Below are 13,647 nucleotides of genomic sequence, written 5' to 3'. Positions count from 1 at the left end.
AATCTCCCTGACGCGGTCTGCGCCGCTTGCTTCATCTGGCCAAAATACCTCGGGTGAGTCGCTTTTCGGGCGACAGGGGCAGCGTCCCTTACTCCACAATCTCTGCGGTTTCGACGACCGCATGAAACAGAACATCCGCCCCGGCGGCCGCCCAGTCTTTACTGATCTCTTCGGCCTCGTTGTGGCTCAGCCCATCAACGCACGGGCACATCACCATCGCGGTTGGTGCCACTCGGTTGATCCAGCACGCATCATGTCCTGCACCCGAGATGATGTCGGTGTGCGAATACCCCAACCTCTCGGCCGCATCGCGAACCGCCTTTACGCACCCCTCGTCGAACGTCACAGGGTCAAAGCCGCCAACTTTCTCGAATTCGATCTGCAGGCCCATCTCTTCGACGATATCTTCGGCAGCAACACGCAGGCGGTTAACCATGTCGGTGATCACGTCCAATTCGGGTGAGCGGAAATCGACCGTGAAAACAGCCTTGCCGGGGATCACGTTGCGCGAGTTCGGATAGACATCGATATGCCCTGCTGCACCGACCGCATGGGGCGCATGCGACCAGGCGATTTCATCCACTTTCTCAAGGATGCGTGCCATCGCAAGGCCAGCATTCTTGCGCATTGGCATCGGGGTCGACCCAGTATGGGAATCCTTGCCCGTCACGGTGATTTGCGTCCAGCTTAGGCCCTGCCCATGTGTGACAACGCCAATATCCTTACCCTCGGCCTCAAGGATCGGTCCTTGTTCGATATGCAGCTCAAAGAAAGCGTGCATCTTGCGTGCGCCGACCTCTTCGTCGCCCCGCCAGCCGATGCGATTCAATTCATCGCCAAACTTTTTGCCCTCGGCATCCTCGCGATCATAGGCCCAATCCTGCGTGTGCATTCCAGCAAAAACGCCCGAAGACAACATAGCCGGCGCGTAACGTGTGCCCTCTTCGTTGGTCCAGTTGGTCGCCACGATGGGATGTTTGGTTTTGATGTCCAGATCATTCAGCGTCCGTATGATCTCTAACCCGCCCAGCACGCCCAGCACGCCGTCATATTTCCCGCCGGTCGGCTGCGTATCCAGATGTGAACCTACATAAACCGGCAGAGCCTCGGGGTCAGTCCCCTCTCGGCGAGCAAACATATTGCCCATTTGATCCAGGCCCATTGTACAGCCCGCGTCCTTGCACCATTTCTGGAACAAGGCGCGCCCTTCAGCATCCTCATCCGTCAGGGTCTGGCGGTTGTTGCCCCCTGCAACACCGGGGCCAATCTTTGCCATCTCCATCAGGCTGTCCCAAAGTCTGTCGCCATTGATCCTGAGGTTTTGCGCCGGAGCTGCCATTGGTGTCTTCCCTGTTGCTTGCGAGTTGGCTCGCTTTTGGTGTCTTGATTTGACCATCTGGTCAAACTCACGCTATCACGGGTTCGAGATCAGTCAAGAAATTGCATGGTGCCGCCGGAATTTTCGGCATAATTGGCCCCCGCATGGCAAAAAAAGAGACACGCTGGAAACATGCCCAAGGATCGCGCCCCGACCCGAATTCAGAAAAAGAACCGCGCTGCGATTCTCGAGGCCGCACTGAACGTGTTTTCCGCCCACGGATTTCGCGGCGCAACTGTTGATCAGATTGCTGCCGAAGCTGGGCTAAGCAAACCGAATTTACTGTATTATTTCCCGTCGAAAGAGGCGATCCATACTGCCCTGCTTTCGGGGCTGTTGGACACATGGTTGGCCCCCTTACACGAGTTGGATGCCGACGGAGACCCGATGGAGGAAATCCTGTCCTACATCCGCCGCAAATTGCAGATGAGCCGTGAGTTGCCGCGTGAAAGCCGCCTGTTCGCGAACGAGCTTGTTCAGGGCGCGCCGCGCATTCACGAGGCTTTGTCGAATGATCTTAAGGCGCTGGTGGACGATAAAACCACGATCCTGACGCAATGGATGGATGAGGGCAAAATTGCGCGCCTGCATCCCTATCACCTGATCTTTTCAATCTGGGCTCTGACGCAGCACTACGCCGATTTCGATGTGCAGGTCCGTGCCATTCTGGGCAACGAGGATCCGTTCGCAGGTGCTGAACCGTTTATTGATACGCTTTATCGCAAACTTCTGACACCCTAGAAAAACAGTCTCACAGAACCCTTGGCAGACCATTCCATCTTGCCATGATATACTGGGTCAATTGAGGTGACTTTCATGCGGCAGCAACACCGAAAGGAAGGTGACTGCATGATCATTCGCATATTTCAGGTCGTTACACGCCCCGGCAAAGAAGAAGAGTTCGGGAAGTTCTTTCACGAGACGGCGATCCCGCTCATGAAGGGAACGAAAGGGATAGTTCAGGTCATACCTGGGGCGCCGCGTGCCGATACACCCAGAGAGTTTAGTTTTGTTATGGTTTGGGAAGACCTTGAGTCTCTGAAGGCTTTTGTAGGTGACGATATTTCCAGCCCTCATATTGATCCTATGGAAGCTGAACTGGTCGAGTCGCGCTCAATCAAGCATTATGAGCTTGTCGACAGTTAGCTTACGGCGATTTTCCATCTAGTTCGCGATTCCCAATGGACAGCTTTGGCTTTAAGAGCGTGCGCGTTTCAGAGGGGCTTCGGTCGTATTTGAACCCCGATAGCCTATCGAGAGCGAACATTGACCAGACCTGCAGGATCGCTCAAATTTTCTGAGCCATTTGAAAAGGGCTGGCCTATACTAGCCCCTTTTCTTTGTTTCAGTTAACCAATCTACTCGGCCGCTTTCGCCATTGGATTATTAGGATGCGTCGTCCAGTTGGCATAGCCAGGCTGCACTTCATCTCCGGTACGCGGATCGACCTCACCGGCTGCCATCGGCTCCATTGAGATACACCCGTCCACCGGGCAGACATCCACGCACAGATTACAGGCGACGCATTCGTCATCCATGACCTCAAAAACCCGATCTTCGGACATTGAAATCGCCTGATGGCTGGTGTCTTCACACGCAGCATAGCAGCGACCGCATTTGATGCACTGATCCTGGTCGATCTTGGCCTTGGCAACGTAGTTCAGGTTCAGATACTGCCAGTCGGTCACATTCGGCACAGCAAGACCTACGACTTGCGATACGTCTGTATAGCCCTTTTCATCCATCCACTTGGACAGTCCGGCAGTCAGTTCGTCGATAATCTTGAACCCATAGGTCATTGCGGCGGTACACACCTGCACGGTACCACATCCCAACGCCATGAATTCAGCCGCATCGCGCCACGTGGTCACGCCACCGATACCGGATATCGGCAGGCCTTGCGTGGCTTGGGCACGGGCAATTTCGGACACCATCGACAAGGCAATCGGCTTTACCGCCGGGCCACAATACCCGCCGTGGCTGCCCTTGCCATCAATCGACGGCTCGGGGCTGAATGTGTCCAGATTGACGCTGGTGATCGAGTTGATCGTGTTGATCAACGACACCGCGTCCGCGCCGCCATTTCTAGCCGCCTCAGCTGGCTTGCGGATATCGGTGATGTTCGGCGTCAACTTTACGATAACTGGTCGGTCGTAGTACTGCTTACACCAGCGGGTCACCATTTCGATATATTCCGGCACCTGCCCCACGGCCGAGCCCATACCGCGCTCGCTCATCCCATGCGGGCAACCGAAGTTCAACTCGATCCCGTCTGCGCCGGTTTCTGCCACACGCGGCAAGATGGCTTTCCATGCCTCTTCTTCGCACGGCACCATGATCGAAGCGATCAGCGCACGGTCCGGGTAATCTGCCTTGACCCGCGCCATTTCTTCAAGGTTCACCTCAAGCGGGCGATCGGTGATCAGTTCGATGTTGTTCAGGCCCAAAAGCCGACGATCAGCGCCATAAATCGCGCCGTAGCGCGGCCCGTTGACGTTTACGACCGGAGGCCCCTCGGCCCCGAGCGTTTTCCACACAACTCCGCCCCATCCGGCCTCAAAAGCACGGCGGACGTTATATTCCTTATCCGTCGGTGGCGCCGAGGCCAACCAGTATGGGTTGGGGCTGGAAATCCCCAGAAAGTTTGTTGTCAGATCGGCCATAGCTACTCCCTTCCCGGCTCAGCCGGATTTCTTGAATATCATTTCGGTCGGGCGAATGCGCCCAGCCTTGAGGTTCATGACGTAGTTTTGAAACTTTTCGGGCGCCGTCTCGCCCATCATAAGGTGGATGCCCAATGGGGGCGGGCCGCTCTCGGCGATGCGCGCGAAAACTTCTTCGAAAAAAGCAAGCGCGAACTCGGTCCGGTCTGTCTCGGCTACCAGCTCAAGACCCGCCGAGGCCGCCGCGTTCTTGTAAACCTCCGGCATATCTACAAATGAGGTCTCGGCAACAGTTGACCAGGGCAGAGGAAAGGCCAGCGGTTCGTCCACGTCCCCTCCCATCACATCAAACAGGGCAAAGGAACCATCCCAGGCCAGAGCGCGCGACACTTCTGCAAAAAGACCCGCCTTGTCTTCGATGTTCATCCCAACGTGCATCATAACGGCAAGATCAAAACCCGCATCGGGCACGGGCATATCCAGTGCGCTACCCACCAGAAAACTTGTTTTGTCGGAATGCCCGACAAGTTCACTCAATGCAGTGGCCGTTTCGACAAATTCAGGCGTCAGGTCGACCCCGGTCACTGTCGAGTCATAGCGATCCACGATGTAGCGCGACGTCCCGCCGATGCCGCTCCCGACATCCAGCACACGGGTCGCATGGGTCGGCGAAAGCTGGGCAAACAGGTTGTCCGTTGCCAGAACCCCGCCTGTGTGGAACTCATCACCAGCCTTGAGGTCTGCAACCGTGGCCGCGTTTGGGTCAATGCCACTTGCCTTAAGCGCCTCACGCATACGCTCTGTGAGGGCGCCAGTGGTATAGTGTTGTGCAACAGCTTTTTCGATCTGGGACATGAGAATACCTCAGCAGCGAATGGGATGGGGTGAATGCCCCATCCTATCACGAAACAAGCGTTGCGTGGATGTCCATCGCCGCATCGCGGCCTTCGGCCACGGCGGTTACGGTCAGGTCTTCGCCACCAGCTGAGCAATCGCCCCCGGCCCAGACGCCATCCATCGAGGTACGCCCAGCGCCGGTAACAGCGATCTTGTTGCCGTCCAGCGTCAATCCATCCGGTGCGCCATCCAGCGTCTGGCCAATCGCCTTGAGGACCTGATCGGCGGGCACGCGGATGATTTCTCCGGTCCCCGACAGCTGGCCGTCATGGCTGGATGTGTACTCCAGCTCAATCTCTGCCGCTGCACCGTTTCCATGAACGGCAACGGGTTGCACGTTGGTCATGATCTTGACGCCGTGGGATGAGGCGAGGTCCTGTTCATATCGGCTGGCCCCCATCGCATCGCGGCCACGCCGATAAGCGATAGTGACATGCTCGGCCCCCAGCAGTTTTGATTTCACTGCGGCGTCAACGGCCGTCATTCCGCCACCGATCACCACGACGTTGCGACCAACCGGCAAATGCGCCAGATCAGAAGCCTGGCGCACATCCGAGATGAAATCGACGGCAAAGCGCACGCCATCCAGATCAGCCCCTTGTGCGCGCAGGGCGTTCACGCCGGCCAAACCGATGGACAAAAAGACAGCGTCGTAATTTTCGACCAGACCGTCCAGCGAGATACCCTCACCCAGAACCGAGCCGGTCTCGATCGTGATACCGCCGATCTTTAGCAGCCAGTCCACCTCGGCCTGCGCAAAGTCATTGGTCGACTTATAAGCAGCGATGCCATATTCGTTCAGACCGCCCGGCTTGGGTTTGCCCTCGTGGATCACCACGTCATGCCCAAACATCGCCAGGCGGTGCGCGCAGGCCAGACCAGCAGGCCCTGCCCCGATCACAGCAACAGTCTTGCCAGTTGACGCGGCGCGTTCAAACGGGTGATCCCCGGAAACCATCACGCTGTCCGTCGCATACCGCTGAAGGCGGCCAATCTCGACCGGGGCCCCTTCGGCCGTTTCACGTACGCAGGCCTCTTCGCACAATGTCTCGGTCGGACAGACACGGGCGCACATGCCGCCCAGAATGTTTTGTGCCAGAATGGTTTCACCCGCCGCCTCAGGTTGCCCTGCCTGAATCTGACGCATGAACAACGGAATATCGATATCCGTCGGACAGGCCGTCACACATGGCGCGTCATAACAGAAATAGCACCGATCTGCGGCCACTGCGGCCTCGTGCTTGGCCAATGGCGGGTGCAAGTCCGTGAAATTCGATGTCAGCTCATCGCTGGAAAGCCGCCCGGAGACAATGCCGGGGGCAATCTGGCCCTGTGCCATCGCTCTACTCCCTGTAGATATGTTCGTTATGTTCTCAGCTTGCCACAATCTGATTTTTTATCAATTGGTAAAATTTAGAAAATCATCAAAAAATCAAAAAACCGGAAAATTCCGCCCGTTTTACTGAGGAAATCGCCTGTTTTATTGGCATTCGATACTCCTGTTGTGCCCAAAGACCGATTGCGCAGGGCAGACTGCAGCCACGTATTCCGGTTTTTCCGGCATCTGGTTTTGACGGAGCCAGCTGCGTAATGTAGGTCAAACTCAACCCGAGCAGCGCCGGTCAACGGCCAGATACCTGAAAGTCATTCGATGCAGGCCACCCACCCGAAGTTCAACATCGTCATCATCGGGCAAAACAACCGGCTACAGTATGAGGCACTGCTGTTTGCCGCCTCTCTGCGCCATAGCTCACCGAATTTCGAGGGTCGGCTGTTTGTGGCGGTCCCACAGCCCGGCCAGCGCTGGCCGCAAGACCCAAGCATCCGGAACGAGGACGTTCTGAAAGCGTTGCGGCAACTGGATGCGGAAATCCTGCCATTCGACAACCATGTCTTCGGCAACAGCTATCCCCACGGCAACAAGATCGAGGCATTGCTGGCGCTGCCAGAAGGCGAGCCTTTCGTGTTCTTTGACAGCGATACGCTGATCACCGGAGATCTGGCTTCGGTACCGTTTGATTTTGACCGACCTGGTGCCTCACAAAAGGTCGAAGGGACGTGGCCCAAACCCACCCTGTATGGCCCTGGTTTCGATGGTATCTGGAGCGCCCTCTATCACCGGTTCGAACTGGACTTCGAAAGCTCATTGGATACCAGCCAGCCCGAGAATTACTGGCGGCGGTATTTGTACTTCAACGCGGGCTATTTCTATTATTCCTGCCCGCGCAAGTTCGGCACGCGTTTTCTGGACTTTGCCCGCACGATCCGGGATGGGAATATCCCCGAACTGGCCGGGCAGAACCTTGACCCATGGCTGGATCAGGCCGCGCTGCCGTTGGTTGTCCATTCCTTCGGTGGCGGGCGGGATACCCTGCCCCCGGGCCTGCTGGATGGATCGGTCAGCTGCCACTATCGTCTGTTCCCCCTGCTCTATGCCCGCGAAAGCGACCATGTGATTGAGGTGCTTGAAACCGTCGTGGCCCCCAACCGGGTCAAGAAGGTTCTCAAGGGATATGACCCGATCAAAAAGCTGGTTTTGCAGCGTAAGGGCCACAAGATCCGGGACCTGTTCGACCGTGATAACCTGCCCCAGCGCGAACAGGTCATTCGCAATACAATCAAGAACAAGGGCCTGTGGATGCGCTGACAGGATTGTTGTGCACGCGCGCTCAATCGCCTAGAGATTCAGCAACAAACATTCCAACAGGAGATTTTAGCGATGTCTGACGGCCCTACCTACGGTTTTGACACACTTCAGATTCACGCGGGCGCACGGCCCGATCCGGCAACGGGCGCGCGTCAGACTCCGATTTATCAAACAACAGCTTATGTGTTTCGCGATGCCGATCACGCGGCGGCGCTGTTCAACTTGCAAGAGGTTGGCTTCATCTATTCCCGCCTGACCAACCCTACTGTGGCCGTATTGCAAGAACGTATCGCCACACTGGAAGGCGGAGTGGGCGCAGTCTGCTGTTCTTCTGGTCATGCGGCACAGATCATGGCGCTGTTCCCGCTGATGGGACCGGGCTGCAACGTGGTGTCCTCGACGCGCCTTTACGGCGGCACGGTCACGCAATTCAGCCAGACGATCAAACGCTTTGGCTGGTCGGCCAAGTTTGTCGACACCGATGATCTGGATGCCGTAAAGAATGCCATCGACGAAAACACCCGGGCGATATTCTGTGAATCAATTGCCAATCCGGGTGGGTATGTGACCGACATTCAGGCCATGGCGGATATCGCTGACGCAGCAGGTATCCCCCTGATCGTCGACAACACCTCGGCCACACCTTACCTATGCCGCCCCATCGAACAGGGCGCGACGCTGGTTGTGCATTCGACGACCAAGTACCTGACCGGCAATGGCACGGTCACCGGCGGCTGTATCGTGGATTCGGGCAAGTTCGACTGGTCGGCGAATGACAAGTTCCCTTCGCTCAGCGAACCGGAACAAGCCTATCACGGACTGAAGTTCCACGAGACCTTTGGCCCGCTGGCTTTTACCTTTCACGGTATCGCCATTGGCCTGCGCGATCTGGGCATGACCATGAACCCGCAAGCCGCGCATTACACGCTGATGGGGGTTGAAACCCTATCCCTTCGGATGGAACGCCACGTGGAAAACGCCCAAAAGATCGCTGCCTGGCTCGAAGCAGACGACCGCGTGGACTATGTGACCTATGCGGGTCTGCCCTCCTCGCCCTATCATGACCGGGTGAAAGCACACTATAAAAAGGGTGCCGGCGCATTGTTCACCTTTGCGGTCAAGGGTGGTTATGACGCCTGTGTCAAACTGGTGAACGCGCTTGAGATTTTCAGCCATGTCGCCAACCTTGGCGATGCGCGGTCGCTGATCATTCACTCAGCCTCGACCACCCACCGTCAGTTGACGCCTGAACAGCAAGAGGCCGCAGGTGCAGGCCCCGGCGTAGTCCGCGTCTCTATCGGCATCGAAGACGCAGACGACCTGATCGCCGATCTGGATCAGGCGCTGGCCAAGGCAACGGCCTGAGTCATGAGCGGCCACGATACCAACGAACTGGGTCAACCAATCGGTCTGCCGGTTTCGGGCGAATTCCCGCGTCCCACGCCGCCCTATACACCGATGGCAGGTCAGTATTGTTCCGTCGTGCCGCTGGACGTGAACCGGCATGCGCCCGGACTTTACCGGGCGTTTGCCAACGACGCGGATGGGCACAACTGGACCTATCTGCCCTACGGTCCCTTCGACAGGGAGCAGGATTTCGAGGATTGGACCCGCGCCACATGCATGGATGCCGATCCGATGTTCCACACGGTCTTAGACGAAGACGAAACGCCGATTGGCATGGCTTCATTTTTGCGGATCGAACCCGCGGCAGGTGTGATCGAGGTCGGCCACATTCACTTTTCACCCCTGCTGCAGCGCAGCCCGAAATCGACCGAGACCATGTATCTGATGATGCGCCGCGTCTTCGACGAGTTGGGCTATCGCCGCTATGAGTGGAAATGCGATGCCCTGAATGCTGCTTCCTGCCGTTCGGCTGAACGATTGGGTTTTACATTCGAAGGCATCTTTCGGCAGGCCACCCACTACAAAGGTCGGAACCGGGATACGGCCTGGTATTCGATCCTCGACAGTGAATGGCCGCGGATTAAGACCGCGTTTGAGGATTGGCTTTCGCCAGACAATTTCGACCAGACGGGCCAACAGCGGCAATCGCTGCAGGCCCGCAGTCAAAGCAAAGGATCACTCGGCCATCCCGAATTCCATCGACACGTTGACCGAAACTGAAATCTCACCCCCCGCGACAGGCACACCGCCCCCTTCGGCCATAGCCATCGCACGCATCTGCGGTGCGGGGTTGATTCCTCCGACCCGCTCGCTGATCTGCTGAACCTGACCCAGAGTTACATTGGCCGCCTGTGCCAGTTGTTCCGCCTTTGCAGTTGCTTCGGCAACAGCTTTAGCTCGCGCCTGCGCCTGCAGCGGTGCGGGGTCCTGCACACCAAAGCTGAGCCCACCGAAATCATTCGCACCGTCCTGAATGACCCCATCCATGATCGTGCCCAACTGTGTCAGGTCACGGACACGGACCTGCACATTGTTCGATGCCACAAAGCCGGAAATCTCGGGCCGCTCGCCACTTTGATTGTTGCGCCCGGACCAAACCGGCGACAACGACAGATCGCGGGTTTGAACGTCGCGGGATTCGACGCCCATATCCTCAAGCCGTTTCAGAATCTGCGCCACCGCATCAGATGTCGCCTGCATCGCATTTGACGCCTGCGGATCCTCGTTGGTGACACCCAATGTGATGGTTGCCATATCCGGTGCAGCCTGAACGGTGCCGGTTGCATCTACCAAGATGCGACGTTCTTCCGCATGGGCCATACCTGCGGCTGTCACGGCCAGCATTGCGGCCAGAAAAGCGATTTTCTTCAAGGTCTTCCCTCCAATATCTTCTGTACCAAGATGGGGCCGCCAGGGTTTATCAGACAAGGGGAAGCGCTGGCTTTTTCTTTCCCTCGGCGAGATCCTGCTTTAATGTCAGCCTGCGGACGAAAAGTCGTTTGCATCGATGCTGACAATTATGGTTCCTCGGGAATATGAAACCCGCCTTTGCGCTGTCTTTTTCTGCAACCGGAATATCTGTGCACCACCAATCCGATGATGATTGGTTTTGCATTGGTAAGGTTGCATTGGACGCGCCGGACCTGAATGCGCAACTTCACGCCCTGCGGGAAAAAGCATTTGCTTTGGAAAACAACCTACGGTGCAAGGTCATAATCCCGACCGAGCAGGTGCGTTTTTTGTCGGTGGACACTGACAATCAACCCTTTGGAGAAGACGCAAAGGAAAAGCTGGCCGAGGCTACGCCATATACAGTCGAAGACTTAGTTTTTGACACCACGACCGTCGGCCCCACCACCTATGTCGCCGCCGTGACGCAACAAACACTGGATGAGGCACGCGACTTTGCAACCGAACACGGTTTCATACCGGTTCATTTCACTACAGATACCGACGCCAGTTCTTTCCCTTCTGAGCCATTGTTTGGGGCTTCAGAAACTGTACCCTTTGCGACCGAGGTCAAAGATGAGGTTCAATCGGACGCAGCAGAACCAAATGTACATCCCATCGCCGCAGAAGCAGCCCCGGATGTGTTCCGATCTGCGCCGGCGGCCTCCGCCCCCACCAAAATACCCACTGAGGTATTTACAAAAAAATACGTTGTTCCAGTCGCGGCCGCACTGGGGATAGCGGCAGTGTTGGGCGCATGGGCGCTGATCGGATCAAACGACGAGTCACAAACAGCCGAACCGGAAACGGCACAGGTAGAAGACGCCCTGCCCGCACCCACCCCTCAGGCCAGTGTCGAAACCGAGAACCCGACCACGCCCGGAGTGCCACCTGCCGAAACGGCTGAGCTTGATACCGACGCCACCCTTTCTGAACAGGACGCACCTGCCCAAAACGAGAATATTCAACCCGATCTTTCGCCCACGGACACAGCCATTCTCGAGGCGTTGAACATCGCCCCGACAATCGTGGAAGAGGTTGCCCGCGACCCTGTGATCCAAGCAACATCAGCCCAACCCGGCCTTGAGATCATCGCGCCCGATCCCCTGTTACCCCCGGCTTTCCCCCCCCAGGATGAGCCGTATCTGGTTTCGGTCGACAACTCCAACCTGTCGACTGACGCCGTTGCCCTGCCCGCGGCACAAAGCTTTGACACAGATGAACCCTTTGAACAGGTTGCACTGGCTAGCACCGCCGGCGCCCAGTTCGAGCTTGATGATCGCGGCCTGGTCACACCCAGCGCTGAGGGGACGCTGAACCCGGACGGTATTGTCGTCTATCTCGGGCGTCCTTCGAAGACACCACCCGAGCCACCTGTCCGGTTCGAAGAGGAACCCACACTTGAGGAAACTCCTGACAGGTTGGCCGGGCTGCGCCCAAAGCCCCGCCCCAGCGATCTGATCGAACAGTTCGAACGTCAGCAGCTGGGCGGACGAACACGTGAAGAACTGGCGGGACGGCGCCCCAAACTGCGCCCTGCCTCACTGCAACAACAGCCCCAGATTGACTATACCCCCACAGCGCTGGCGGTGGTGCGCGTGCCGCGACCAAAATCCCGCCCGGCAGGTCTTGCACCACCTACCGGGACGCAAACCGCCAATCTGGGGTCAACGGCGGCCATCGGTCAGGTCGAGGCCGGGTCATTCCAACCCAAAGCCGTTGCTCCAAAGATTCCGTCTGCCGCTTCGGTCGCGCGTCAGGCGACAATCGACAACGCGCTAAACTTGCGCAAACTGAACCTGATCGGGGTTTATGGAACACCCGCCAACCGCCGCGCGCTGGTGCGGCTGCCTAGCGGTCGTTATAAGAAGCTGAAGGTCGGTGACAGGGTGGACGGCGGCAAGGTCATCGCAATTGGTGACAGCGAATTGCGCTATCAGAAAAAAGGCAGGAACCTGACGCTGAAGATGCCGCGCAGCTAACGCGGACGCGAACGCCCGCATTATGCTTTAACACACGAACTCAAGCCGCTGAAATTTCGCCGCTTTCGATCTGTTCGCGTTCGATAGATTCGAATAGGGCCTGAAAGTTTCCCTCGCCAAACCCATCGTCGCCCTTTCGCTGAATGAACTCGAAAAAGATCGGGCCGATCACGGTTTTCGAGAAGATTTGCAGCAAGATTCTGGTCTCGCCGCCATCCAGAACACCTTCGCCGTCAATCAGAATGCCGTGCTTCATCATACGGTCCAACGGCTCGTCGTGGTCGGCAACCCGTTCCTTGGACATCTCGTAATAGGATTTGTTCGGGCCAGGCATGAATTTCAAACCCTTCTCGGCAATCGCGTCGGTCGAGGCATAGATATCTTCGCTGCCCACTGCGATATGCTGGATCCCCTCACCTTTATACTTGTTGAGATAGGACACGATCTGCCCGGTTTCGCCCCGATCTTCGTTGATCGGAATGCGAATGCGTCCACAAGGCGACGTCAGGGCGCGGCTGAATAGGCCGGTAAATTTGCCCTGAATGTCAAAAAATCGGATTTCGCGGAAGTTGAACAGAGTTTCGTAGAATTCGAACCACTTATCCATATTCCCGCGATAGACGTTGTGCGTCAGATGATCGAGGTAATAGAAACCATCGCCACGCGGCTTGGACTGTGTGGTCCAGGTGAACTCTTGGTTATAAGGCGAAGTGTCGTGGTACTGATCGATGAAATAGATCAGCGAGCCACCGATCCCCTTGATCGCCGGAACATTCATGACCTTGTCCGCCGCATCATAGGGTTCTGCACCTTTGGCCACAGCGTGTTCATAAGCTTTTTGCGCGTCCACAACGCGCCAGCCCATCGCAGAAGCACAGGGGCCATGTTCTGCAGCAAAGCGGGCCGCAAAACTTTCAGAGTCAGCGTTGAGGATATAGGTCACGTCACCTTGCTGCCACAGCTCGACCGTAGGCTTGTCCTTGTGGTGGCCAACTTTTTCATAACCCATTCTGGCAAACAGGTCGCGCAACTCCTGCGGATCGGGGTGGGCGAACTCTACAAATTCAAACCCGTCCGTACCGACCGGATTTTCTTTGCTGATCACAGATTTCGGGGCGTTGTGGGGGAAAGGACCCATGGCGCGTCTCCTTAAAACAGGAATTTCTTTGCTGATTCCAAAATATGCCTTAACTGGCGCTGTTTCTGCGCATAGTTTTCGTGTAA

12 protein-coding genes are annotated in these 13,647 nt (G+C 56.9%); 6 read left to right on the top strand and 6 right to left on the bottom strand.

Annotated features, from left to right (window positions below; genetic code table 11):
- Positions 1-88: 88 nt before the first annotated feature.
- Entirely contained in the window at positions 89-1,339 is a 1,251-nt protein-coding gene (locus GOX21_RS01055; RefSeq protein ID WP_170374898.1) for a Zn-dependent hydrolase, read from the bottom strand.
- Positions 1,340-1,510: 171 nt separating this feature from the next.
- Here GOX21_RS01055 and GOX21_RS01050 point away from each other — a divergent pair, with 171 nt between their 5' ends.
- A complete protein-coding gene (locus GOX21_RS01050) occupies positions 1,511-2,119 on the top strand; it encodes a TetR family transcriptional regulator C-terminal domain-containing protein (protein ID WP_170374896.1) in 609 nt (202 codons plus the stop codon).
- Between the two features lie 108 nt (positions 2,120-2,227).
- On the top strand, positions 2,228-2,524 hold the full coding sequence (locus tag GOX21_RS01045; protein ID WP_170374894.1) for an antibiotic biosynthesis monooxygenase family protein: 297 nt from the start codon (positions 2,228-2,230) through the stop codon (positions 2,522-2,524).
- Positions 2,525-2,736: 212 nt separating this feature from the next.
- Here GOX21_RS01045 and preA read toward each other — a convergent pair whose 3' ends face one another.
- Genes preA through GOX21_RS01030 form a run of 3 tightly spaced genes read right to left on the bottom strand, consistent with a single transcriptional unit; the run spans position 2,737 to position 6,277 of the window.
- Positions 2,737-4,041 carry an NAD-dependent dihydropyrimidine dehydrogenase subunit PreA gene (gene preA / locus GOX21_RS01040; protein ID WP_170357979.1) on the bottom strand — a complete coding sequence of 435 codons (1,305 nt, stop codon included), beginning with the start codon at positions 4,039-4,041 and terminating at the stop codon, positions 2,737-2,739.
- Positions 4,042-4,059: 18 nt separating this feature from the next.
- Positions 4,060-4,896 (bottom strand): methyltransferase domain-containing protein, encoded by an 837-nt coding sequence (locus tag GOX21_RS01035; protein WP_170357977.1) that lies wholly within the window; start codon positions 4,894-4,896, stop codon positions 4,060-4,062.
- A gap of 46 nt (positions 4,897-4,942) precedes the next feature.
- Positions 4,943-6,277: an NAD(P)-dependent oxidoreductase gene (locus GOX21_RS01030; protein ID WP_170374892.1), complete on the bottom strand. Its 1,335-nt coding sequence runs from the start codon at positions 6,275-6,277 to the stop codon at positions 4,943-4,945.
- A 312-nt stretch (positions 6,278-6,589) separates the two neighbouring features.
- Between GOX21_RS01030 and GOX21_RS01025 the strand changes: the two genes are divergently transcribed.
- The 3 genes from GOX21_RS01025 (at position 6,590) to GOX21_RS01015 (ending at position 9,712) form a co-directional block, all read left to right on the top strand.
- Positions 6,590-7,585, top strand: coding sequence for a hypothetical protein (locus tag GOX21_RS01025; RefSeq protein WP_170374890.1), 996 nt, complete (start codon positions 6,590-6,592; stop codon positions 7,583-7,585).
- 72 nt (positions 7,586-7,657) lie between these two features.
- Positions 7,658-8,950: an O-acetylhomoserine aminocarboxypropyltransferase/cysteine synthase family protein gene (locus tag GOX21_RS01020; RefSeq protein ID WP_170357970.1), complete on the top strand. Its 1,293-nt coding sequence runs from the start codon at positions 7,658-7,660 to the stop codon at positions 8,948-8,950.
- A gap of 3 nt (positions 8,951-8,953) precedes the next feature.
- A complete protein-coding gene (locus GOX21_RS01015; RefSeq protein ID WP_170374888.1) occupies positions 8,954-9,712 on the top strand; it encodes a GNAT family N-acetyltransferase in 759 nt (252 codons plus the stop codon).
- On the opposite strand, the gene GOX21_RS01010 is transcribed toward GOX21_RS01015, so the two are convergent.
- Entirely contained in the window at positions 9,668-10,363 is a 696-nt protein-coding gene (locus tag GOX21_RS01010) for an SIMPL domain-containing protein (protein WP_170374886.1), read from the bottom strand. The genes GOX21_RS01015 and GOX21_RS01010 overlap by 45 nt on opposite strands.
- Before the next feature lie 209 nt (positions 10,364-10,572).
- Here GOX21_RS01010 and GOX21_RS01005 point away from each other — a divergent pair, with 209 nt between their 5' ends.
- Positions 10,573-12,423, top strand: a complete 1,851-nt coding sequence (locus GOX21_RS01005; protein WP_368039973.1) for a hypothetical protein — start codon at positions 10,573-10,575, stop codon at positions 12,421-12,423.
- A 40-nt stretch (positions 12,424-12,463) separates the two neighbouring features.
- Here the strand turns inward: GOX21_RS01005 and hppD are convergent, their stop codons facing one another.
- Positions 12,464-13,561, bottom strand: coding sequence for a 4-hydroxyphenylpyruvate dioxygenase (gene hppD, locus GOX21_RS01000; RefSeq protein WP_170374882.1), 1,098 nt, complete (start codon positions 13,559-13,561; stop codon positions 12,464-12,466).
- Positions 13,562-13,647: the final 86 nt, after the last annotated feature.

The sequence above is a fragment of the Ruegeria atlantica genome, assembly GCF_013032005.1.
Taxonomy (GTDB): domain Bacteria; phylum Pseudomonadota; class Alphaproteobacteria; order Rhodobacterales; family Rhodobacteraceae; genus Ruegeria; species Ruegeria atlantica_A.
The sequence above is the reverse complement of the archived record's forward strand: the minus strand, read 5'-3'. Positions and strand labels throughout refer to the sequence as shown.